Consider the following 20,628-nt stretch of genomic DNA (forward strand, 5'->3'; position numbering starts at 1 on the left):
GCACGGATTTAATCACCCGATAAGCATTGTATTACTACCTGTTGAATGGCGCGGCTGTTATCAGCTGTAGGCTGCTTCATGTCAGCATGGAAGAGGTATGCCAGGATCTTGACATCGTATTCAAAAAATAAAAATCAATGAGAATCATTTATCGTATACTCGTTGCCGTTGCCTTAATATGCCGCTGTATATCAATGTCGGCGCAGGAGAAAACGGACCCACTCCGCATAAAAGTATCACTGGAGGTAAAGGATATGGCCGTACAGGATATTCTTGCACTTATAGAGAAGCAGGCAGGCGTATCTTTTGCCTATACGCAACCCGTAGTCACCAATTTACCTAAATTATCTTTTCATGAAAAGCAGATAGCCATTGGCGTTGTACTGGAAAAAATATTTCCGCCGTTAAAATATACTATCAAGGCTATTGGTATGCAGATAATTATCCGGGAGTCGGTGAGTAATCACTTAACCGCCAGCGATTCGCTGCCAGCACCCAAAGTCATAGATATGAACACCGTTGTAGTCACTGCTTTGGGCTTAGGCCGCCAGGAGCGATCTCTCGGTTATGCCTATACGAATGTAAAAGGGAGCGAATTGACTACCGCCCGTGAGAATAATCCCTTGGAAGCGCTCAGCGGTAGGGTAGCTGGATTGGACGTAAATGCCACTAACAGTGGCGTTGGCGGATCTGTGAAAGTAACCTTGCGCGGGGTGAAGATAATTGGTGGTGATAATCAGCCACTCTATGTGATAGATGGTGTTCCTGCCAGTAACTCCTCTGCCGGCCAGGCGGATAAGTATGGCGGTTATGATCTGGGGGATGGGTCCTCTATTATTAACCCGGATGAAATAGCCACTATTTCCGTGCTGAAAGGGGGCGCTGCTACCGCGTTGTATGGCAGTCGCGCAGCAAACGGCGTAATCCTTATTACTACTAAAAAAGGTGCGGGTAAAGGATTGGAAGTAGAATTGAATTCCAATGCCGTGGTAGAGAGTATCAATAACAGTTACGATTTTCAGCAAATCTATGGCAGTGGGAGAGACGGTCTATTGCCTAAAGATGCCGCCACTGCCCAGGGCTACGCCCAGTCTAGCTGGGGTCCGAAAATGAATAGCGATAGTATGGTCTGGTTATGGAATGGTACCCAAGTTCCCTATGTAGATGCCAAAAACTCCATCCGGAAATTTTTCAGGACGGGACTGACATTGACCAATTCCGTATCTGTATCCTCCGGTAACGAACAAACGCAGTTGAGGCTAACCTACACCAACCTACGAAATAATGATATTGTACCACAGAGCGGCCTGCAGCGTCAGAACCTTTCCCTGAGAGGGACCTCGAAACTTACCTCCAAGCTTAGCTTAGATGCGAAGATCTCTTATCTCAACGAAAAAGTAGACAACCGGCCCGCTTTGTCTGATAATCCAAATAATATCGGGTATGTATTGAGTGGTATTGCACCGAATATTGATATCAACTGGTTGAAAGATTACAAAGACCCTGTTACAGGAAAGTATATTAATTGGAATAATAATCCCTACCAAGTGAACCCCTATTGGGCAATCAATGAACAACCCAATACCAGTAAACAGGACCGACTAAATGGTTTTGTACAATTGAAATATCAGTTGCTGCCGGAATTGGCGGTGCAAGGTAGAATAGGAACGGATTTTACCCGGTTCAGTTTTCGGGAATTTATGGAAGCGAGTACGCCATTCAATGAATCAGGCATGATTGTACTGAAAGATAGGACGCTGCGGGAAACCAATACAGAACTCATGCTCAATTTTGGCAAGCAGGTAAAGCGATTTTGGATAGGCGCTAACCTGGGAACCAACCGCATGGATTATAATGATGATCAATTGATCACCACAGGAAGGGATATCAGTGTAAGAGGTGTGCAAAGCATTAATAATTTCCAGACGAAAATCAGTACAGAAGTAATTTCCAGGAAACGTATCAATTCCGTTTATGGTGCAGTGAACTTGGCATTTGACCGCTTGCTATACCTAGATATTACTGGGCGCAATGATTGGTCATCTACCTTGGCCGCAGGACATAACTCCTTCTTTTATCCCTCTGTATCCACCAGTTTTGTGTTTTCTGAATTGCTGCCAAAGATGGACTGGCTTTCATTCGGCAAATTAAGATTCTCCATCGCTCAAACAGGAACAGATGCCGTAGATCCTTACCAGTTGAAATTAACGTATGGCAGTAATCCCGATATGCCTACCGTGGCTGGTTATGCTATTGGCGGTGTAGCGGTAGACAAGGTGCCGTTTTATGAACTGAAACCCAGTATCAGTAGGGCTTATGAAGCAGGAGCGAATCTCATCTTCCTACAAAATCGTCTTAACCTGGATGTTACCTGGTACCAGTCCAATACCCGTAATCAGATCCTGAATGCCCCTATATCTTCCACCAGCGGCTATACCACTGCGGTCATCAATTCTGGGAATGTGCGTAACAGAGGTATAGAGGTGACCCTGCTGTCAAAACCAATTGTGTCCAAAAATTTTAACTGGGACCTGGGATTCAATTTTGCACGAAACAGGAATAAGATTTTGGCATTGAGTCCACTCGTTTCTGGTTATTACACCCTGGCATCTGCCCGTTGGGCGAATGCCTCCATCGTGGCCCAGGAAGGACAGGAATATGGAATGATAGTAGGACGAAAGTTTCTCCGGACGCAACAAGGACAACTTATCTTGGATGCCAACAATCTACCACAGTATGATGCCACAGATGCCAGACTTGGCAATGGACAATATGACTGGATTGGCGGCATTACCAATCGGTTTTCCTATAAGCACTTTTCGCTGAATGTATTATTGGATATCAAACAAGGCGGTAATATATACTCCATGACCAATCTCCTGGCTTATTCCAACGGTCGACAGAAGGGCACCATTCAAGGACGCGACGAGTGGGCAGCATCTGAAAAAGCCCGACTGGCAGCAGGTAAAACCCCTGATCAGTGGACCGCCACCGGAGGGCTTCCTGTGAATGGTGTGCAACAAACCGGCACGGATGCCAGTGGAAAGCCCACTTATACCGCCGTGAGTGCCTACGTCAATCCGCAAGCTTATTGGCAACGTGTAGCGGATAATATACCAGAACCATTTGTGTATGATGCCTCCTTTGTAAAAATCAGACAGGTGAACATCGATTATCATTTCCCTACGTCCATCCTGCATCATAGTATTATCCGCGACTTATCTGTTTCGCTGGTGGCTCGAAATCTATTCACCCTCAGTAAACATGTGCCCAATGTAGATCCGGAGTCCAGCTATAATAATGGTAATGGGCAAGGCTTTGAATATGGTTCCCTTCCTACACGCCGGTCATATGGAATTAATGTTTATGCAAAATTTTAAATCAGGAAAGATGAAACGTAATTGTTATATACTCGTATTATTTTTCATTAGCCTGGTCATGCATAGTTGTACCAGGGACTTTGAGCAACTGAATACAGACCCGACCAAAGGGGCTTCCATTGCTCCTGGTCAGCAATTGGCCGCTGCCGCATATTATATGACTGGCGGTAGAGAGACAGGCTATCCTAACCTGTATTTGTTTCTACCAAGGGTACAATATGTAAACGGCGCCTGGGGCATGCGGTCCGGCACCAAATATATTCGTAATGATTTCTATAATGACCGCATCTGGGAAATTTATTATGGCAAAAGTATCAAGCAGTTGGCAGATATGATTGCACGCTGTAAAGATGATCAGGACCTGGTAAATTATATAGCGGCGGCCAGGATACTGAAGGTGTACCTCTTTTCGGTATTGACAGATTGTTATGGAGATATTCCTTATTCGCAGGCTGGAGTAGCCTATTATCAAAAAGTGTATACCCCTGTGTATGATCGTCAGCAGGATATTTACCATGATTTTTTCAAGGAGCTGGATGAAGCCGTAAAACAGTTTGATGCTTCCAAACAGGCGATCGCCAATGATATCGTTTATAATGGCGCCATTGAAAAATGGAAGAAATTAGCCAATTCACTTCGTTTGCGCCTTGCCGTTAGACTCAGTAATGTTGATCCTACCACCGCAGCACAAGAAGCCGCAGCAGCCTATAAAGGAGGGTTGATGCAATCCAGCGACGATAACTTCCGGATGTTGCACGAAGCGTTTAATTTTCCGGACCTCCGTGGGAATGGTTTGAGTCAATCGCTTAGTGAGTCCGATACCTATAAGTACACGATTGGCTGCAGTACGTTTACCGACTATCTAAAAGCAGAACAAGACCCTCGCATCGCCTCCTTTTTCGTCAATAAAGATGCGAATGGAAATGATATTACTTCCCTTACCAATTACTTTTCCATACAGCCAGGATTGTATTGGTGGGACCAGTGGGCCGATTTTGTGGCCAAAAATGGAACGGTGATTCCTCATGGCAATAAATTTTGTACCATCAACCCTGTGTTTTCCAGTCTGGGTGCGTCTTTTCTTCATATGGGTTATGCAGAAACGGAATTCTTATTGGCAGAAGCGGCAGCGAAGAACTGGATTGCGGAAGATGCCAATGTACACTATCAACGTGGTATCCGAGCAGCCATGAAGCAATTGGAAATGTACCCTGGCATGCCTGCGATTAACCAGCAACAGGTTGATGATTTTGTCAATGCCCATGTACTGAGTGCTGGAAAGGCAATAGAACAGATCAATATGCAGAAATGGGTAGCATTGTTTCCAAATGGAGCAGAAGCCTTTGCTAATCAGCGGCGGAGCGGTTTCCCGGCATTGCAACCAGTACAGGATGTTGGAGGAGAGTCAGAAACCAATAAAAAGCCATTTAAAAGATTATTTTATCCAGGCACAGAAGCCTATAATAACACCACCAATTATCAGGATGCACTCAATCGTATAGGCGGACAAAATGATTGGATGAAACCAGTATGGTGGGATAAACAATAGACCTACTACATCGCACATAGATTCATTTTTCTTCTTATTTAAAATTGATACATATGAAACAGCTACTCATTTGTATGGGGGTATTATTTACCATTGCCTGTACTAAAACTTCCCAGGCTCCTCGTGGACTTACCAACGGGAATGCCAATGGTAAACCTGTGACAGAATCCCGGATTATCACCAGCTTTCCTAAAGGGCGCGTGGTGGCGTATTTCTTCAGATCGGACCACGACTGGAATTCGCATCTGAGCAGTATTGACCTCACTAAAATCACAGATGTGAACATTGCATTCATCAATCCCAATGCAAACGGCAACTTCGCTAATGAAAACTGGACGGCCTTGGGTTCCCTGATTCAAACATTGCATAATCAGAGCAGGAGAGTTTATTTCTCTATTGGAGGGGGCAATCCGCCGGCATCATTGGCTACTTATATAAGTGCTGCCAATCGTAGTACGCTGATCAGTAATATTGTATACTTCACTACCTATCTAGGATTTGACGGCATCGATATAGATTTGGAAAATGATCTGATTACCGCCGATACCGCCCGGTATGCAGGATTTATCAATGATCTAAAAGTTGCCATGACCGCGAATTATAAGGATGTAAATGTGGCGTTGGCCAAATGGGAAGCGGCGGATTACTTTATATCTTCTGCGACGTTGAATAAATTCAACCTGATTAATATTATGTCTTATGACTCTACTGGTCCTTGGAATCCTGGTGCTCCTGGCCAGCATTCATCTTATACCCTTGCGGTGAATGATTTTCAGTTTTTCCTGAGTAGAGGGGTGCCTGCCGGAAAACTATTTATGGGCGTACCTTTTTATGGGTATGCATTTGGTTCCAGTTTGACGCAAACAGGTTACAGCTATAGTGATATAGTGACTACTTATCCAGGGGCAGAAAATCGGGATACGGTCAATATTCCGGGAGGAGGTATCATCTATTATAATGGCATACCTACCATTCAAAGCAAGGTGGATTATGCCACTAGTCATGGTGCTGGCGGAATTAGTATTTGGGAGATACAGCAGGATGTGGTCAGTACGGATAGTCGATCGTTGTTGACAACCATTTATAATAAGCTGCAATAGTGTTGAAATATATTAAAACCGGTGACCAGTTGGGTCACCGGTTTTATTTTTTATGTTGTTACATGATTAATACCCTGTTGATGGTTCTGGAATAGCCAGTTTCTACAGAAGTGAGTCTTCTGCCATGGGCGAATTTCCAGTTATCCATAATGAGTAATGTACCAGGATTGAAAGGTACTTCGATGAGATTATCAATTACTAGTTGATCCCAGTGATTGAATGCTTCCCAGTCTTTCTCGATGGTGTCTGAACGTAATCTGTAGAATACGTCTCCGTTCAGATAGTTTACCAGCTTGCCTTTGAGGGTGCCGCTACTTCTGTTGGAAGGATGGAAGATATCCAAGTTACGATCTATTAGGCTTTGTTTTTCTGTTTCGCTGAGTTGTTCAAATGCGCCATGGATATCGGATACATGCATATGATTGTTCTCAAATCCACTGGATTCACGGCAATACAGAATTAGGTATTTAGGAGGAATGCGCCAGTAGGATTTATCATTATGCAACGGAACGTTTTTAGAGCCAACACTGGAGCTGGTGTGAATGACAGTTATATGGTCATTCCCTCTGCCGATAGGAATTACTTCCCCGAAATAGTAGGCGATGGAAAGGAGCGTATCAGCGGAGATATCGCCGATATTAGCCACCGCATATCCTTGTTTCGCTAATGGCTCGGAAATGGCGTCGAGGATCTCTGCTTCATCCGCAGCAAAGGTAGACAGGTCCTTATTTAACGTCGTAGCTTGCATGATCAAAAGTATTATTGTGAATCAAATTTTTTTCAATCAGGTCCTTATAAGTAGGAAGATTATTAAACTTAAACTGAGCGCCTGCTTTCTGTACATCGCTATATCGGAGGAAATCGAAAGTATAATCTGCCGGCAGGAAAGTAGGAGGAGGGAGGATGAAATTCCCTACTTCTTCGTATAGGCGTCCGAACCAGGTTTGGTCTGCAAATTTAGGATGGTAGTGCCTTTCGGTTTCTGCACTATCCAAGCCGAGGTTATCATTGCTTAAGCGCAAGGGGTGTTCGGCGCCGATATAATCATCTTCCACAATTTTCTCAACAATCAGTTCCTGGTTGTTTCTGAGTATCTCATCTGCATATTTGAAAGACATGAGGTAGGGTACGGAAAGTCCGCCTTCCTGCCTATAAGCTTCTAATCCATCAAATCTTCGTTCTATCTCATGTTTGGTATCTATAGCGGAAATGGATACACGCAGTTCTGTTTTATTGGCCGCCAGTTTACGCATGACCTCTTCGGAAGGTTTGGTAAAGATCTTTGTGATGATCACCATGTGGATGTTGTATTCCATCAATACATCAGAGATGGGGCCCAATAATTCCCAGGATTTTTTGGAGAGGGAAACGTCTGAAACCCAACCCTGACGGAGCCAACGCTGATCGGGTGATAGCTGCTCAATAGATTTCCTGAAGCTGGCTTCATCAAAGTTATTGATATGACGTGATCCAAAATTGTATCCTTTGTTGATCCAATATTCCGCTGCGGAACAATTGCCATAGCAAATACTCTTAATGGGCAGACATCCAGAATAGATATCAGTCATCAAATACTCAAATGGAAGGCCTGCACTTTTCCCACATAGGATATCATATACGGGCATGGTAGACAAGTCCTTTTCATTGACCGATGTGAGTGAGGGCCTTTGGAAGGCAAGGGCTTTGCTATCGTCAAATTTCAACAAACGATTCATGTAATTCATTTTTGAAGATGAAGTAATACAGGTTTAATTATTGAGGGTCATTCTTAACTTGAAAAACGGGATTTTAAATTTTTGATAGAAAGATGAAATTCTTCCAGGTCACAACAATTTTCTCTACGGGTTAATTTTCGATAGTAGACCGAATGTAGTGAAAAAAGTAAACGGATGAAATTTTTTTTCTGTTAACGTTGTATTATTAAATAAAAGCACATTGATTTTTAAGGCAAACTGCAATTTTGTTGCAGTGTATATTTGGATGGTATGTCGTAGAATATAGTGTCAGTGGTGGTTTGGTGAGACTCGTGTCTCCCGTAAAAAAAATAATAAAAAATTTATTCGCTTGAATGAAATCAAAGTTTTACATTTAAAATGTGATGATGGATTTATTTTTATCATCATTATTTTATAAAATCATCCACCTGTTTTAAACCGGATTTAACCCATGAACAACACCAAGAGGTTCAGTAACAGAGCAGAGAATTATGCCCGCTACAGGCCGGGATATCCTGCTGGAATTATTCCTTATCTTCAAAATAGTATCCAGTTAAATAGTAGTAAAATGGTAGCAGATATTGGTGCGGGCACCGGTATCTCCTCTGCATTATTTTTGAAAGAAGGAAATACCGTTTATGGTGTGGAGCCTAATGATGCCATGCGAGAGAAAGCGGAGTTGTTCTTGCAGCATTACCCTCATTTTCATAGTGTTCGGGGTACCGCAGAAGCCACTCATCTACCCGATAGTAGTGTGGACCTTATCCTCGCAGGTCAGTCGTTTCACTGGTTTAATCAGGAGGCCACAAAAGTGGAGTTTAAACGTATTGCTAAGCCGGATGCATATATTGTCATCATGTGGAATGTGCGGGAACTAAATACAGATTTTGCCAAAGCATATGAACACCTCTTAGCTACCTATGGGAGGGACTATTCCGCAGACGGCCGAGATGTTGCCTCAGAGCATAAAACCACTTCTTTCTTTTATCCTTGTGCATTTGAGAAGGTAACATTCTCTAGAAAAGAAGAATTAAGCTATGAAGTATTAAAAGGCAGGTTGTTGTCGACCTCCTTTGTGCCAGCGGAAGACGAAGAGGATTGCATGCCTATGATGGCTACGCTGGATGATATTTTTGACCGTTATCAGGAAGATGGTAAGGTTAGCTTTGACTATACTACTACTTTATATATCGCTAGGGCACATTGTTAGTTAGTGGTCCTTTTTAAATGCTATAACGGAGACGTATATAGGAGAAATTTTTCGGGATGGTTATCTCGGGGCATTCTGTATATTCGTATATCACAAATGCCATCATTTTATGAATCAAATAGCTCCGGAAATAGAAAAGAGAATACACGACAGCTTCGCCCGACAAAAACTCATGACCGCCTATGGCGCGAAAATCAGCACTATCGGTCACGGATATATTGAAATCAGTTTGGAACCGCAGGATTTTTTATTGCGGACTTCCGGTATTTTTCACGGAGGTGTATTGGCAGCCATGGCAGATACGGCGGCAGGATATGCTGCCGGAACGGTATATGTGAATGATGCGAGTTTCCTCACAGTAGAGTTTAAAATCAATTATTTAAATCAGGCTAAAGGCTCACAATTACTGACCAGGGCGAGATTGCTGAAAAGTGGTAGTACCCTTACAGTGGCGCAATCTGATCTATTTACGGTGGAGGAAGGTCGGGAACGGCAGGTGGCTACTGCAATTGTAACGCTTATGAAAGCAAAATAATTATTTATGGAGATAACAACTGTAAGTTCTTTCCTGGATTACTTTGAGAAGATCAGGAAACGAACCGCAAAAGTCGTACAAGTAATACCACCGGATCAATTAGAATGGACGTATAAGCCTGGAAAATTTACTTTAGGCGATCAGGTAAGGCATATTGTAGCCATTGAGCGATATATGTACGGCGAAACCGTGGCTGGTAGGCCCAGCGCTTACCAAGGCTGTGGCACTGATCTGGCAGATGGGTACAACAATGTACTGCATTATTTCAATGAAATGCACCGCCAATCCATGGATATCTTCCGTCAATTAAAGGATGAAGATTTACAACGGGAATGTACTACTCCTGGAAATATCCAAATTACCACATGGAAATGGTTGCGCGCCATGATAGAGCACGAAATACATCATCGCGGTCAGATATATCTTTACTTAAGTATACTGGGAGTGCCTACCCCGCCTATATTCGGACTCACATCAGAAGAGGTGATTAGTAACAGTGTGAAAATTGGTTAAGTATACTTTTCAAGGTGTAAAATCATCTGGTACTTATGAATGCTTTTTGTAAATTCGGTTAGTTGACCTGATGAATTTGCACCATGTTTTCCCTCAGCCTGTATCTTGTGCCCATAGCATATTTAGAAAGGAAATAAACTGGTGCTACAATAGTAGATGTTTACCACATGGTTATTATTATTTCACCATAAAACAAATACACCTATGCGTAAAACCATTTTTATCCTGTTAGCATTTATAGGACTTTCTTTCAGCGCACATGCGCAAACGGCACTAGACTTGGCAGTTGATAATTACACGGGGGCCACATTGAGTAATATCAGTTTTACTTCTCAAGTGGAGATGAAAACGTTTACAAATATTGCTCCGGGAGGTGGCGCCACTGGCGTTTTGCAACTGAACTTGACGGAGGATGTGACGATTACTTTTTTCTACAGTACGATGCCGAGAGGGGCGGTGGCCAAGGTTTATAACACAGATCTGAATATACCGGATGCTACTTTTAATGTACAGCCAGGACTGAATATATTTCAACTCCATGCGCCTATTTCAGGCGGTGCTATTAAGGTGGTTATCAACTAGTACCTACTTTCCTGCTTGTTGTACCTGCCCAGGCGGGCAGGGACAACGAAAAAAAACAAAAACCAAAAATGACGTTGCAGACGTCATTTTTGGTTTTTTTGATACAGCTTTTTTATAGTTAAATTTGTAAAGGCGCATTTAATAGTCCGCCAAAGTATGAAACCCAGCTTACCCTTATTTCTAAAGGTTTCCATGATGCTAACCAGTTTTTACCTGGTTCTACTCCTGGCATTATTTCTACCTGCCCAAACCTGGCATTATCATTATGGATGGATGTATTTTATCACTTTCGTGTTGGGTACATCCATATTGACTTTCTATTTTTTGAAAGTCAATCCAGCGCTGATTGAGCGAAGAACGCAAGTCGAAAAGGAAGCAGCACAAATCCTGATACAGGCATTAAACGGCCTCTCGTTTATTGTCCTGTTGATACTCCCTGGATTGGATTTTAGGAACCATTGGTCGGTTGTGCCGGAGTGGATGGCCATTGCTGCGGATATACTCGTAGCAGTAGGTTTTATAATCGTGTTTATGGTGTTTAAACAGAACAGTTATCTGGCTAGTAATATCGGTACATCCCCAGGACAGACCGTAGTATCCGATGGACTATATGGCTTGGTACGTCATCCGATGTACAGTGGGGCTTACCTGATTATTCTTTTTACGCCATTTGCCCTCGGCTCTTACTGGGCTTTGATTCCAGCTTTTATCATCGCTATTTTAATTTATCTCCGCGCTAAAAACGAAGAAATGGTATTGAGCAGGGATCTGGCAGGGTATGATGCGTATTTACAAAAAGTGCGGTATCGTTTTGTTCCATATATTTTTTAGGGAGACGACATCTTCACAAACCTGCCTTCAGTACTTTGAAAACAAACTCCTTATAACTATTGCCTATTGGCAGTTCTATTGGCCCAATTTCTACATCCTGGAGCGTAAATGCTGTTATCCTATCCAAGTTCACGATAAATGAACGGTGGATGCGCAAAAAGCGTTTATCCTGGATTTCCGCTTCTATATCACTGATCTTGTATTTGGCTGTGAAAGTGGAACCATCTATGCGATGCAGGACTACATAATCTTTTACGCTTTCAATATAGCAGATATCGTTGGTGAGGATTTTATTGAATTTATGACCAGTTTTTAGGAAGATGTATCCTTCATGAGGCATAGTGCGCACGGTACTTCCCTGGGTTTCTTTGGGAGAGAAGCGCGAATAATAACGCTCCACCGATTTGAAGAAGCGTTCGAAAGTAATCGGCTTCAAAAGATAATCTACGATGTCCAGTTCATAACCTTCCAATGCGTACTCTCGGTAGGCAGTTGTGAATATGACTGCTGGTGGTTGGCGTAATGTTTTGAGGAACTCGATGCCGGTGATCTGCGGCATTTTTATGTCCAGGAAAAGCAGGTCCACTTGTTTAGTGCGCAGCTCTTGCGCGGCCTGTAACGCATTGGCGCAGGTACCTACCACTTCCAGTGTACTCAACTGTTGGATATGATTTTCTAATAAGGCGATGGCTAATGGTTCATCGTCCGCAATGAGGCATTTAATCTTCACAACTCCTGATTTAAACAGAGCTCCAGCTTTGCTGTAAATACGCGCTGTGCCACTGTGGTTTCAAATGTATGGGTTTCCGAGTAAAGTAATAGGAGTTGTTTTCGGATATTCTCTAGTCCGATGCCCAGTTGCTGGTCTACTTTTATTTGGAAGGTGTTACTGATTTCAAAGGTAAGCTTATCCTGATTTTGGGTTAGTTTGATCTGGATTTGCGGTGAACCTGCATCTTCGCCAGCGCCATGCTTGAAGGCATTTTCGGTGAGCGATAATAATATCAGCGGGGCAATTGCAACATCCTGCTGTACCTGATGCTCGAAGGAAATGATCAGTCGCTCATCATACCGGAGTTTTTCCAATTCAATGTAATTCTGCAACAGCGTGATTTCCTGCGACACTGGCACAAACATTTTCCCAGAACGATATAACAAGGTATCCAGTATTTCGGATAACCGCGCGATAGCGGGGGAAGTCTGGGGTGATTGCAGGATAGACAAAGAGTAGATATTGTTTAGGGTATTGAACAGGAAATGAGGATTGAGTTGGGCTTTCAAGGCCATTAATTCCATGTCTGCCTTCTGTTTCTCTAGGTCCAATGCCCGTTTATTGACCACATATTGGTCTTTTAGCAGTTTGATAAAGATAAAAACGAATGCAAAAGAAAACGCATGAATGAAGTAATGCCAAAACAGGTAATGCATATCTGTCAATATTTCTGGTATAGACTCCTGTTCAAATGGCCTCCGGCGAATAAGCGGTTCCATGATATAAATCGTGATGATCCGGGATATTACCATAATCACGTAAAGCCCTGCCAGAGAGGAAAACAAGGTCTTTATATATTGCTTCCCCGTTAATACCCGCGGCAAAACAAAATATGCAAAAAAATAAGATGTGATAGCGGCATAACTAATAAAGAAGAAGCTATTGACCATTTCCTGTTGAAAGGAATATTCATTGTCGGTAGCACTATTATATCGCGACATCGCCAAGACATAAGTCCCTATCCAGTAGGTGAAATGCGTAAGGAACCTGTATTTGCTGGTGAATTGTAAGAATCTTTCCACTAAAGGCATAATGGTAAAAGTAACAAACTTTATAGCATGATCACCCTATCGAAGACGAAATGGCCCGTTCCGCATATGAAAATGAGCTGCGCGTAGTTAAACCTTCTTTTGTACCAATAGCGTACTCTCTGTATCCTGTAACCTACTGTTCATCGACGCGTGCTGCATTGGCTCCTACAAACTTTCACATTTGCACAAACTCACGAAAAATGAAGCAATTTTTATTGATGCTATGTTGCCTGGGGATAGGAATACCAGTATTCAGCCAAACCTATGTACTCAAAGGACGGATTATTTCCGCCACCACGAAGGAAGCCATCATTGGCGCCACTATTTTAGTACAATCGCAAAAAGACTCCACCAAGCAATTTCATGCGGCCACCAGTTCGGAGGGCGATTTCACCCTGACCATCCCAGTTGGCAACTATACCTTCCAAACTTGGGGATTCAATTATAATACCCACTCACGCGCTATCGCGCTGCGAAATAACCTGGATCTTGGCAACATCAGCTTGACCGATCATGTAAAGCAATTATCGACTGTGCAGGTGCAGGGAGAGAAGTCGACGCTCGAATTGAAGACAGATAAGAAGATATTCCATGTGGGTAAAGATATATTGTCCAAGGGTGGTAATGCAAACGATATATTGAATAATGTACCATCGGTCAACGTGGATATACAAGGGAAGGTATCTCTGCGCGACAACCAAAATGTTCGGATATTGATCAATGGCAAACCTTCCATGCTTACCCAAAACAATGGCCTATCGCAGATCCCGGCAGCAAATATTGAAAAAATTGAAGTGATTACAAACCCTTCTGCTGCCTATGAAGCACAGGGCAGCGCAGGAATTATCAATATAGTACTGAAGAAGAATGCCTCCCAAGGGTTCAATGCCGCGCTACAGGCTGGCCTTTCCAGCCCGAAAAACAACAGTGTCAATCTTAATGCCAGCTATAAAACCCAACTGTTTAATGTATTTACGAATATTGGATACCGGGATAGGACTTTATTGTTTGTGGAAGATATTCTGCGTGTCAATAAAAAGCCTTATAACCAATTGCAGCAAACGAATCGCTCCGATCTTCATGCGGATAATAGGAATATCTACTTGGGAACGGATATCTATCTCAACGAAAAAAATACCATCACCGCCAGTTATTATGGCACAAACGTGCGGAACAATGATAGGAATAGCTATCTCTATAATTATTTCAATGCGCAGGGCACCCAAGACAGTGCTATCAACCGTTTTGAGCAATATCGGGAACCGCAGTTATTCAACGAACTGGAATTAAGTTATAGCCGCACATTTAAGCAACCAGGCCGGAAATGGAGCACCTATATGCAATATGATTTCTGGCATGACGACGAAAATCAAAATATTCGTCAATTCAATATGGCGCCTGGTTCCAACCAGGTTCATTTGGTTACGCGTGATTTGGAAAGTAGTAAGGATGTTTATTTGCAGAGTGATTATAAGTTACCCTTAAAAGTTGGTCAACTAGAGATGGGGGGGCGTGGGCAATGGCGCGCTATACGGAGTGAATATTCGGCTGCCCAGGATGGTAAATTGGTAGACGACAACAATAATAAGCTTTATTATGATGAAAATATTTATGCTGCATACACCCAATATAGCCGAAAGTGGCGGCAGTTGGATGCACAACTAGGCTTGCGTAGTGAGTTATCTCAGATTCATATCCGCGATCGTGCACAGACCGTCGATAAACGCAAGGAATACATCGATCTGTTTCCCACTTTGCACTTGCAATATGGTTTTAAAAATGATTGGAGTGTACAGGGGAGTTATAGCAGGCGGATCAACCGTCCTCAATTCTGGCAACTGAATACATTCGAAGGCTTATCTGATCAACGTTTCCTCCAGCGGGGCAATGCCAATATAGACCCCATGTACACCAGTGTAGGGGAGTTGGCATTATTAATAAAAGCAGGAAAGATCAGTGTGAACCCTGGTATTTACTATCAATATACCACCAATTATTTTGGAGCAGTGATTGAGCCACAGGCGAACGGTAATTTTGTGAGAACATGGGCGAATATGGGAACAGAGAACCGTTATGGGTTTGATATGACCACTACCTATAATCCTTATGCCTGGTGGCGTTTGTCATGGGATGTGAATTGGTACAAGTTTAGTCAGCGTGGTGAATATGCCGGAATTACCTATGCTGCCGATAATACCACTTGGTTTACAACGCTGCGATCCAGCATGCGTTTCCCAAAAATTATCAATATTGATGGGAGCTTTACATACCGTGGCAAACGCCAGGAAGTACAGATTACGGTAGCGGATCAATACCGTGCGAATATTGGTCTCTCCAAAGATTTATGGGGAGATAGGATGTCGGTGTCTTTTAGTGTAAATAATATTTTCAATTCCAATATTTATCTCCAGGAAATGAACATTGCGGAGTATTCTTTGTATTCGCATATGCAGCAAATGGGGGTTATCTATACAGGGAATGTGGTCTATCGTTTTAATCGGAAGAAGAATCAGTCTGACCGTATGCCAACGGAGAAGTAAGTTGTTGGCGGCCGGACGAGTGTTCGGCCGCATTTTTAAGTAATTACTGCAAACCGATGATATCGTGTCTCCCTATAGCTTATTTGTCGCATTTAACCGTTTATACAATCCAATCAAGATAATCATACAAACAGCCAACATCGCTAAGGAAAGGGATATCAGTAAACAAGAAATAATACCATCCATCAATGGCGTGCCTGCGGTACCTCCGGCTAACGGCATCATTTTACCAAAACCGGTGATGGCAGCCAATAATACGGCTGCAAGATTTGCAAAGGTGCCAAATAGTACTAGTCCGAAAGCCACCTTCAACCATTTTATGGGTAATATCACTCTGTCCCATATCAAGCCTAATACCATCAGAAATATTCCGTTCATCACACCTTCGAGGTGAGCGCTTAAAGCCATTCTGGCGTTAGTCATGTTATGTACGAATAGTCCAATTATTAACCCAAAAAAGAACAGCAAAAGGCCTAAGAAAATTAATTTATTGGCCTGTGTAATTTGAGATGATGGTGTCATAAGATGCCAGTATTATAAGATTTTTTGAAAATTTTTATGGAGACACGGAGCCGGGACATGAAGTAACCTCTCCAGCTCAGGGGGGAGCACAGTTGATAATAAAGATAATAAATCTTTATTAGTTATTTTTTGATAATGGTGGCTGAAAAGGAGCGTGTACAAGGGGATCCCCATTTTATTGCTATCTTTAGGTATGTATTTGGCGCAAAATCTGGCAGTTGATAGGGAGATAAAAGATTCTTTTAAAGTTTCCCGGTTATCCAATAATGGATATGCGGAGTCTGTATTTGTGAGTGTAACGTATAACCGGATTTTCATATTGATTAATGCCAAAGGATGCATCCAAATAGATCAACAAGATTTTGTGCTTGATGGCCAGGAAATCTTGTTGGTAGCTAAAGGACAGGTATTTGCTTTCACGCCAGATACAATTTTGAATGGATATGAAATTATGTTTGGCGATTGTTTTTGGGAGAAAACGCCAACAAGTGCATCTAATTGTAAGGCTACATTATTTAACAATCCTGCCTTGCATCAACGATTGCCATTGAGTGTTCAGGATGGGGAAAGTCTCCTTCCTGTTTGCGAGCTATTATGCCAGGAATATTTAACGGAAGATTATCCGAATAAGTTGGACGCAATGGCTGCCTATTTGAAAATCATGATGATCAAGCTAGCCAACATTCGGGTATCCGCTGATGGTAATCTAAATGATTTTGATAATCAGTTATATCAAAGATTCCTTGAATTAGTAAGTGTCCGCTTTCATATCACCCGTGAGGTATCGGATTTTGCGAGAGAGCTGGCCGTATCGACCCGTAAGCTTGCCGATGTATGTAAGCGGAAAACTGGCCATGGCGCAAAGGAAATCATTAACGGACACTTAATTGCAGAAGCCAAGCGCTCCCTTCAATTTTCAACAAAGCCAATAAAGCAGATCGCCTATGATCTGTCATTTGCCACTCCAGAGCAATTCAGCCATTTTTTTAAGCGAATTACGCATACTTCCCCAGCAGATTATCGGGATGCCTTTGTAAATATTGGCAGGTAATCTACGCTTTTTGACATTCTCCACACGATGACTGTCTGCTAGCTTTGCTGCATAAAATTATACCTTATGTCAGTAAGCAGAATAAAATCAATTGCAGGAATTGCTATTCCTGATAGTAAGATGGCGATGGAAGCCACTGAATTATTGCTGGAGCATGGCACCGAATTTATCTATAATCATTCCATGAGGGTATTTTTGTTCTCTTCTTTAAACGGTCAAAGATCCAAAGTGAAGTATGATGCAGAGTTGTTATATATCAGCGCTGTTTTTCATGATTTAGGGTTGGTACCTCATTATAGCAGTCCGGATTTGCGTTTTGAAGTGGATGGCGCCAATGCTGCAAGGGAATTTTTAAAAAGTCATGGTGTATCCAAAGAATCGGTACAATTGGTATGGGATACGATTGCATTGCATACCTCCATTGGTATTGCAGAACATAAAGAAGCCGAAGTATCCTTAATGTATTCAGGGGTAGGATTGGATGTAATGGGAGAGGGGTATGAACATTTGAGCGAAGCTCATCGCAATGAAATCATTGCAGCCTTTCCAAGAACTGATTTTAAGAAACGCATTATCCCAACTTTCTTTGGGGGCTTTGAACATAAGACAGATACCACTTTCGGTAATATAAAAGCCGATGTATGTGCATTTATGATCCCAGGATTTCAGCGGAAGAACTTCTGCGATTGTATCCTGCATTCACCTTGGCATGAGTAATGGACTCTCTTTGGGTTCACTATTATAAATAAAAGGCGTTAAAAGAAAGCAGGCGACCATTAGTCGCCTGCTTTCTTTTAATATTGTGTAAGGATGAACTTAGTAAGTATCGTAAAACATAAAAGGATCAGTACTGCTCCGGAGAGAATCATCCATTTGCCCTGATCGCGTGTTTTTTCGGAGAAGGCATACATTCGAGTACCGTCAGGCAGTGTTTTTTTAGTCAGCCGTACAAATGCGCCAATAAAGATGCCAAGGAAAGAGAAAAGCGCTGCATATGGAAACATCGCCAGGAGTACCAATAAAGGAGAAAGGAATCCTACTACCTGCCAAAAGAGTGGCAGTTCTTGTGGGGTAGATAGTGTTGCTAGCCGTTTGTTTTCAAGGGTATCCAATTGTTCTGAGGAGTAGGAGATGCCTTGCTGTTCCAGTAGCTTTAACGCTAGCACATAATCGAAATCGCCCCATTCATCTTTTTTATTGATGACCTCCTTTAATTCTTCCGTGGTAAAAGACAGCAGGTAATAGTCTGGTTCTACATCTGCAGCAGCAATGTTGATCTGGCTTTTTAGCACCATATCTGCCTGAGAGAAATAATCTGCAGGAACCTTCACAAGGTGGCGCTGATCAAAGTTTTGGCCTAAATATAATTTATCTGTGAGCACTACTTCTTCTTCATATTCCACAGGGATATTGTTTTCATGCAGGAGGGACATAACTTCGCCAGCTTGTTCAGCGGTATGATACCTTTTAAAAGTGAGCATTTTTTTCATAGACAGGATATAGGAATTGAAAAGTAGTGCTAATATTTGTGAAATGCAAATGCGGGATAGGTGGGTATTCTGGCGCTGGATGCTTTCTAGTATGATTTTTAGCATCTAAAAAGGCCTCCAGTTGATATAGTTTTATAATAGGATTGACCTTATCAACCAAAGTTTAAGTAAAGTCATTCCATTATAAATGAAAAAGACCCTATATTTCGGCCGATTAAACAGTAAACAATGAGACTACGAACTTGGATGGGTGTGCTATTCTCCCTAGCGGTTTCCTGTACGGCATGGGCACAGCAAAGACCCAATGTGATTATTATTGTATCAGATGATCATGCGTATCAAGCCATCAGTGCTTATGGTAACAAATTGATAAAAACGCCTGGTATAGACAGAATAGCGAATGAAGGAGTACGATTTGATCGCGCTTATGTCACCAATTCCATTTGTGGCCCGAGCAGAGCAGTGATTCTGACAGGAAAGTATTCCCACAAAAATGGCTTCAAAGACAACGACCACTCCCGCTTCGATGGCTCTCAAAACTCTTTCATCAAAGAACTGACTAAAAGTGGCTATCAAACGGCTTGGATTGGCAAATGGCACTTGGAAACAAAACCAGAGGGTTTTAGTTTCTGGGAGATATTACCAGGGCAAGGGCAATATTACAATCCTGATTTTATACAGATGGATAGCTCTAAAACGAGGATTCAGGGGTATGCTACCAATATCATAGAAGATCTCTCTGAAAACTGGCTGGATCACCGAGATACCACCAAACCATTTTGCCTGGTAATAGGTCATAAGGCAACGCACCGCGAGTGGTTGCCGGATACCGTTGATTTAGGCAGATATGATCATATTAAATTCCCACTGCCATCCAATTTCTATGATGATTACAATACCAGGAAGGCCGCTGCTGTACAGGATATGACTATTGCCAAAACCATGACCATGAAGTCTGATTTGAAAATGTTTGATTCTGAAGAAGAAGCAAACAAAGACGGCAATGTTAATCGGATGAACCCCGCGCAAAGAGCGCGTTTTGATGCCTATTATAAAGTTATTCATAAAGACCTGTTAGCCAAAAATCTTTCCGGGAATGCCCTTACAGAGTGGAAATATCAGCGCTATATGCATGATTATCTAAGTACTGCGGCAGCCTTAGACCGTAATATTAACCGTACCCTCGATTACCTGGATAAGCACCAGTTGACAGATAATACCATCGTTATTTACTTATCCGACCAGGGCTTTTATCTGGGAGAACACGGTTGGTTTGATAAACGCTGGATGTATGAAGAGTCTTTCAGAACACCGATGTTGATGCGTTATCCGGGTGTTTTAAAACCTGGTGTTATTAGTAAGGATTTTGTGATGAACTTGGATATCGCCCCAACTGTGCTGGATGCGGCAGGCGTTAAAATTCCGGCGGATATGCAAGGTGAATCAATGCTGCCACTGCTGAAACATACGAAGCAGAAGGGAAGGGATGCCATGTACTATCATTACTATGAAAATACGGTTCACCACGTATCTCCGCAGTTTGGTATCAAAACCCAACGCTATAAACTCATTCGGTTTTATGAACGCGTAGAGGGTTGGGAGTTGTTCGACTTGGAAAAAGATAAGTCAGAAATGAATAACGTGTATGGGAAAAAAGGATATGAAGCCATCACTGCTCAACTGAAAAAGCAACTTGCTGCCTTAATTGTAAAATATGAAGACACCGAGGCGGCGGAGTTAATGAAGATAGAAGTGAAATAACTAGAACGGTGATACGTATTAATAACAAAATCTTCCTGGAGAAGTT

18 protein-coding genes are annotated in these 20,628 nt (G+C 42.4%); 12 read left to right on the top strand and 6 right to left on the bottom strand.

The window, feature by feature from the left end:
• Positions 1-137: 137 nt before the first annotated feature.
• Genes JO154_RS10935 through JO154_RS10945 form a run of 3 tightly spaced genes read left to right on the top strand, consistent with a single transcriptional unit; the run spans position 138 to position 6,029 of the window.
• Complete coding sequence (locus tag JO154_RS10935) at positions 138-3,380, top strand: SusC/RagA family TonB-linked outer membrane protein (RefSeq protein ID WP_291945122.1); 3,243 nt, start codon at positions 138-140, stop codon at positions 3,378-3,380.
• A gap of 10 nt (positions 3,381-3,390) precedes the next feature.
• The gene (locus tag JO154_RS10940; RefSeq protein ID WP_291945124.1) at positions 3,391-4,929 is read left to right on the top strand and encodes a SusD/RagB family nutrient-binding outer membrane lipoprotein; all 1,539 of its coding nucleotides are present in this window, start codon (positions 3,391-3,393) and stop codon (positions 4,927-4,929) included.
• Between the two features lie 53 nt (positions 4,930-4,982).
• On the top strand, positions 4,983-6,029 hold the full coding sequence (locus tag JO154_RS10945; protein WP_291945127.1) for a glycosyl hydrolase family 18 protein: 1,047 nt from the start codon (positions 4,983-4,985) through the stop codon (positions 6,027-6,029).
• A gap of 58 nt (positions 6,030-6,087) precedes the next feature.
• Here the strand turns inward: JO154_RS10945 and JO154_RS10950 are convergent, their stop codons facing one another.
• Together JO154_RS10950 and JO154_RS10955 are read right to left on the bottom strand one after the other, a co-directional pair.
• Positions 6,088-6,777, bottom strand: coding sequence for a TauD/TfdA family dioxygenase (locus tag JO154_RS10950; protein WP_291945130.1), 690 nt, complete (start codon positions 6,775-6,777; stop codon positions 6,088-6,090).
• On the bottom strand, positions 6,755-7,744 hold the full coding sequence (locus JO154_RS10955; RefSeq protein ID WP_291945133.1) for a hypothetical protein: 990 nt from the start codon (positions 7,742-7,744) through the stop codon (positions 6,755-6,757). The genes JO154_RS10950 and JO154_RS10955 overlap by 23 nt, the downstream gene beginning before the upstream one ends.
• A 451-nt stretch (positions 7,745-8,195) precedes the next feature.
• On the opposite strand from JO154_RS10955, the gene JO154_RS10960 reads away from it, so the two are divergent.
• From JO154_RS10960 to JO154_RS10980, 5 genes are all read left to right on the top strand, one after another.
• Positions 8,196-8,954 carry a class I SAM-dependent methyltransferase gene (locus JO154_RS10960; RefSeq protein ID WP_291945136.1) on the top strand — a complete coding sequence of 253 codons (759 nt, stop codon included), beginning with the start codon at positions 8,196-8,198 and terminating at the stop codon, positions 8,952-8,954.
• A 109-nt stretch (positions 8,955-9,063) separates the two neighbouring features.
• The gene (locus JO154_RS10965) at positions 9,064-9,489 is read left to right on the top strand and encodes a PaaI family thioesterase (RefSeq protein WP_291945139.1); all 426 of its coding nucleotides are present in this window, start codon (positions 9,064-9,066) and stop codon (positions 9,487-9,489) included.
• Between the two features lie 6 nt (positions 9,490-9,495).
• The gene (locus tag JO154_RS10970; protein WP_291945142.1) at positions 9,496-10,002 is read left to right on the top strand and encodes a DinB family protein; all 507 of its coding nucleotides are present in this window, start codon (positions 9,496-9,498) and stop codon (positions 10,000-10,002) included.
• A 204-nt stretch (positions 10,003-10,206) separates the two neighbouring features.
• Complete coding sequence (locus JO154_RS10975; protein ID WP_291945145.1) at positions 10,207-10,584, top strand: hypothetical protein; 378 nt, start codon at positions 10,207-10,209, stop codon at positions 10,582-10,584.
• A gap of 156 nt (positions 10,585-10,740) precedes the next feature.
• Positions 10,741-11,415, top strand: a complete 675-nt coding sequence (locus tag JO154_RS10980; protein WP_291945148.1) for an isoprenylcysteine carboxylmethyltransferase family protein — start codon at positions 10,741-10,743, stop codon at positions 11,413-11,415.
• A gap of 13 nt (positions 11,416-11,428) precedes the next feature.
• Here the strand turns inward: JO154_RS10980 and JO154_RS10985 are convergent, their stop codons facing one another.
• Both JO154_RS10985 and JO154_RS10990 read right to left on the bottom strand, forming a co-directional pair.
• On the bottom strand, positions 11,429-12,145 hold the full coding sequence (locus JO154_RS10985) for a LytTR family DNA-binding domain-containing protein (protein ID WP_291945151.1): 717 nt from the start codon (positions 12,143-12,145) through the stop codon (positions 11,429-11,431).
• Positions 12,142-13,218, bottom strand: coding sequence for a sensor histidine kinase (locus JO154_RS10990; RefSeq protein WP_291945156.1), 1,077 nt, complete (start codon positions 13,216-13,218; stop codon positions 12,142-12,144). Before JO154_RS10990 ends, JO154_RS10985 begins: the two co-directional genes overlap by 4 nt.
• A 200-nt stretch (positions 13,219-13,418) precedes the next feature.
• Here JO154_RS10990 and JO154_RS10995 point away from each other — a divergent pair, with 200 nt between their 5' ends.
• A complete protein-coding gene (locus JO154_RS10995; RefSeq protein WP_291945159.1) occupies positions 13,419-15,758 on the top strand; it encodes an outer membrane beta-barrel family protein in 2,340 nt (779 codons plus the stop codon).
• Positions 15,759-15,830: 72 nt separating this feature from the next.
• On the opposite strand, the gene JO154_RS11000 is transcribed toward JO154_RS10995, so the two are convergent.
• A complete protein-coding gene (locus JO154_RS11000; RefSeq protein ID WP_291945162.1) occupies positions 15,831-16,181 on the bottom strand; it encodes a hypothetical protein in 351 nt (116 codons plus the stop codon).
• A gap of 292 nt (positions 16,182-16,473) precedes the next feature.
• Between JO154_RS11000 and JO154_RS11005 the strand changes: the two genes are divergently transcribed.
• Positions 16,474-17,331, top strand: a complete 858-nt coding sequence (locus JO154_RS11005; RefSeq protein ID WP_291945165.1) for a helix-turn-helix domain-containing protein — start codon at positions 16,474-16,476, stop codon at positions 17,329-17,331.
• Positions 17,332-17,397: 66 nt separating this feature from the next.
• Positions 17,398-18,048, top strand: a complete 651-nt coding sequence (locus JO154_RS11010; protein WP_291945168.1) for an HD domain-containing protein — start codon at positions 17,398-17,400, stop codon at positions 18,046-18,048.
• Positions 18,049-18,125: 77 nt separating this feature from the next.
• Here the strand turns inward: JO154_RS11010 and JO154_RS11015 are convergent, their stop codons facing one another.
• Entirely contained in the window at positions 18,126-18,821 is a 696-nt protein-coding gene (locus JO154_RS11015; RefSeq protein ID WP_291945171.1) for a hypothetical protein, read from the bottom strand.
• A gap of 228 nt (positions 18,822-19,049) precedes the next feature.
• Here JO154_RS11015 and JO154_RS11020 point away from each other — a divergent pair, with 228 nt between their 5' ends.
• A complete protein-coding gene (locus JO154_RS11020) occupies positions 19,050-20,582 on the top strand; it encodes a sulfatase (protein ID WP_291945174.1) in 1,533 nt (510 codons plus the stop codon).
• Positions 20,583-20,628 lie beyond the last annotated feature (46 nt).

The organism is Chitinophaga sp., assembly GCF_019236475.1.
Taxonomy (GTDB): Bacteria; Bacteroidota; Bacteroidia; order Chitinophagales; family Chitinophagaceae; genus Chitinophaga.

Coding starts and splice junctions, on each gene's coding strand:
- JO154_RS10950 (WP_291945130.1), bottom strand. CDS start 6,777: ATGCAAGCTACGACGTTAAATAAGGACCTGTCTACCTTTGCTGCGGAT.
- JO154_RS10990 (WP_291945156.1), bottom strand. CDS start 13,218: ATGCCTTTAGTGGAAAGATTCTTACAATTCACCAGCAAATACAGGTTC.
- JO154_RS10960 (WP_291945136.1), top strand. CDS start 8,196: ATGAACAACACCAAGAGGTTCAGTAACAGAGCAGAGAATTATGCCCGC.
- JO154_RS10970 (WP_291945142.1), top strand. CDS start 9,496: ATGGAGATAACAACTGTAAGTTCTTTCCTGGATTACTTTGAGAAGATC.
- JO154_RS10935 (WP_291945122.1), top strand. CDS start 138: ATGAGAATCATTTATCGTATACTCGTTGCCGTTGCCTTAATATGCCGC.
- JO154_RS10980 (WP_291945148.1), top strand. CDS start 10,741: ATGAAACCCAGCTTACCCTTATTTCTAAAGGTTTCCATGATGCTAACC.
- JO154_RS11015 (WP_291945171.1), bottom strand. CDS start 18,821: ATGAAAAAAATGCTCACTTTTAAAAGGTATCATACCGCTGAACAAGCT.
- JO154_RS10940 (WP_291945124.1), top strand. CDS start 3,391: ATGAAACGTAATTGTTATATACTCGTATTATTTTTCATTAGCCTGGTC.
- JO154_RS11020 (WP_291945174.1), top strand. CDS start 19,050: ATGAGACTACGAACTTGGATGGGTGTGCTATTCTCCCTAGCGGTTTCC.
- JO154_RS10975 (WP_291945145.1), top strand. CDS start 10,207: ATGCGTAAAACCATTTTTATCCTGTTAGCATTTATAGGACTTTCTTTC.
- JO154_RS11000 (WP_291945162.1), bottom strand. CDS start 16,181: ATGACTAACGCCAGAATGGCTTTAAGCGCTCACCTCGAAGGTGTGATG.
- JO154_RS10965 (WP_291945139.1), top strand. CDS start 9,064: ATGAATCAAATAGCTCCGGAAATAGAAAAGAGAATACACGACAGCTTC.
- JO154_RS11010 (WP_291945168.1), top strand. CDS start 17,398: ATGTCAGTAAGCAGAATAAAATCAATTGCAGGAATTGCTATTCCTGAT.
- JO154_RS11005 (WP_291945165.1), top strand. CDS start 16,474: ATGTATTTGGCGCAAAATCTGGCAGTTGATAGGGAGATAAAAGATTCT.
- JO154_RS10955 (WP_291945133.1), bottom strand. CDS start 7,744: ATGAATCGTTTGTTGAAATTTGACGATAGCAAAGCCCTTGCCTTCCAA.
- JO154_RS10995 (WP_291945159.1), top strand. CDS start 13,419: ATGAAGCAATTTTTATTGATGCTATGTTGCCTGGGGATAGGAATACCA.
- JO154_RS10945 (WP_291945127.1), top strand. CDS start 4,983: ATGAAACAGCTACTCATTTGTATGGGGGTATTATTTACCATTGCCTGT.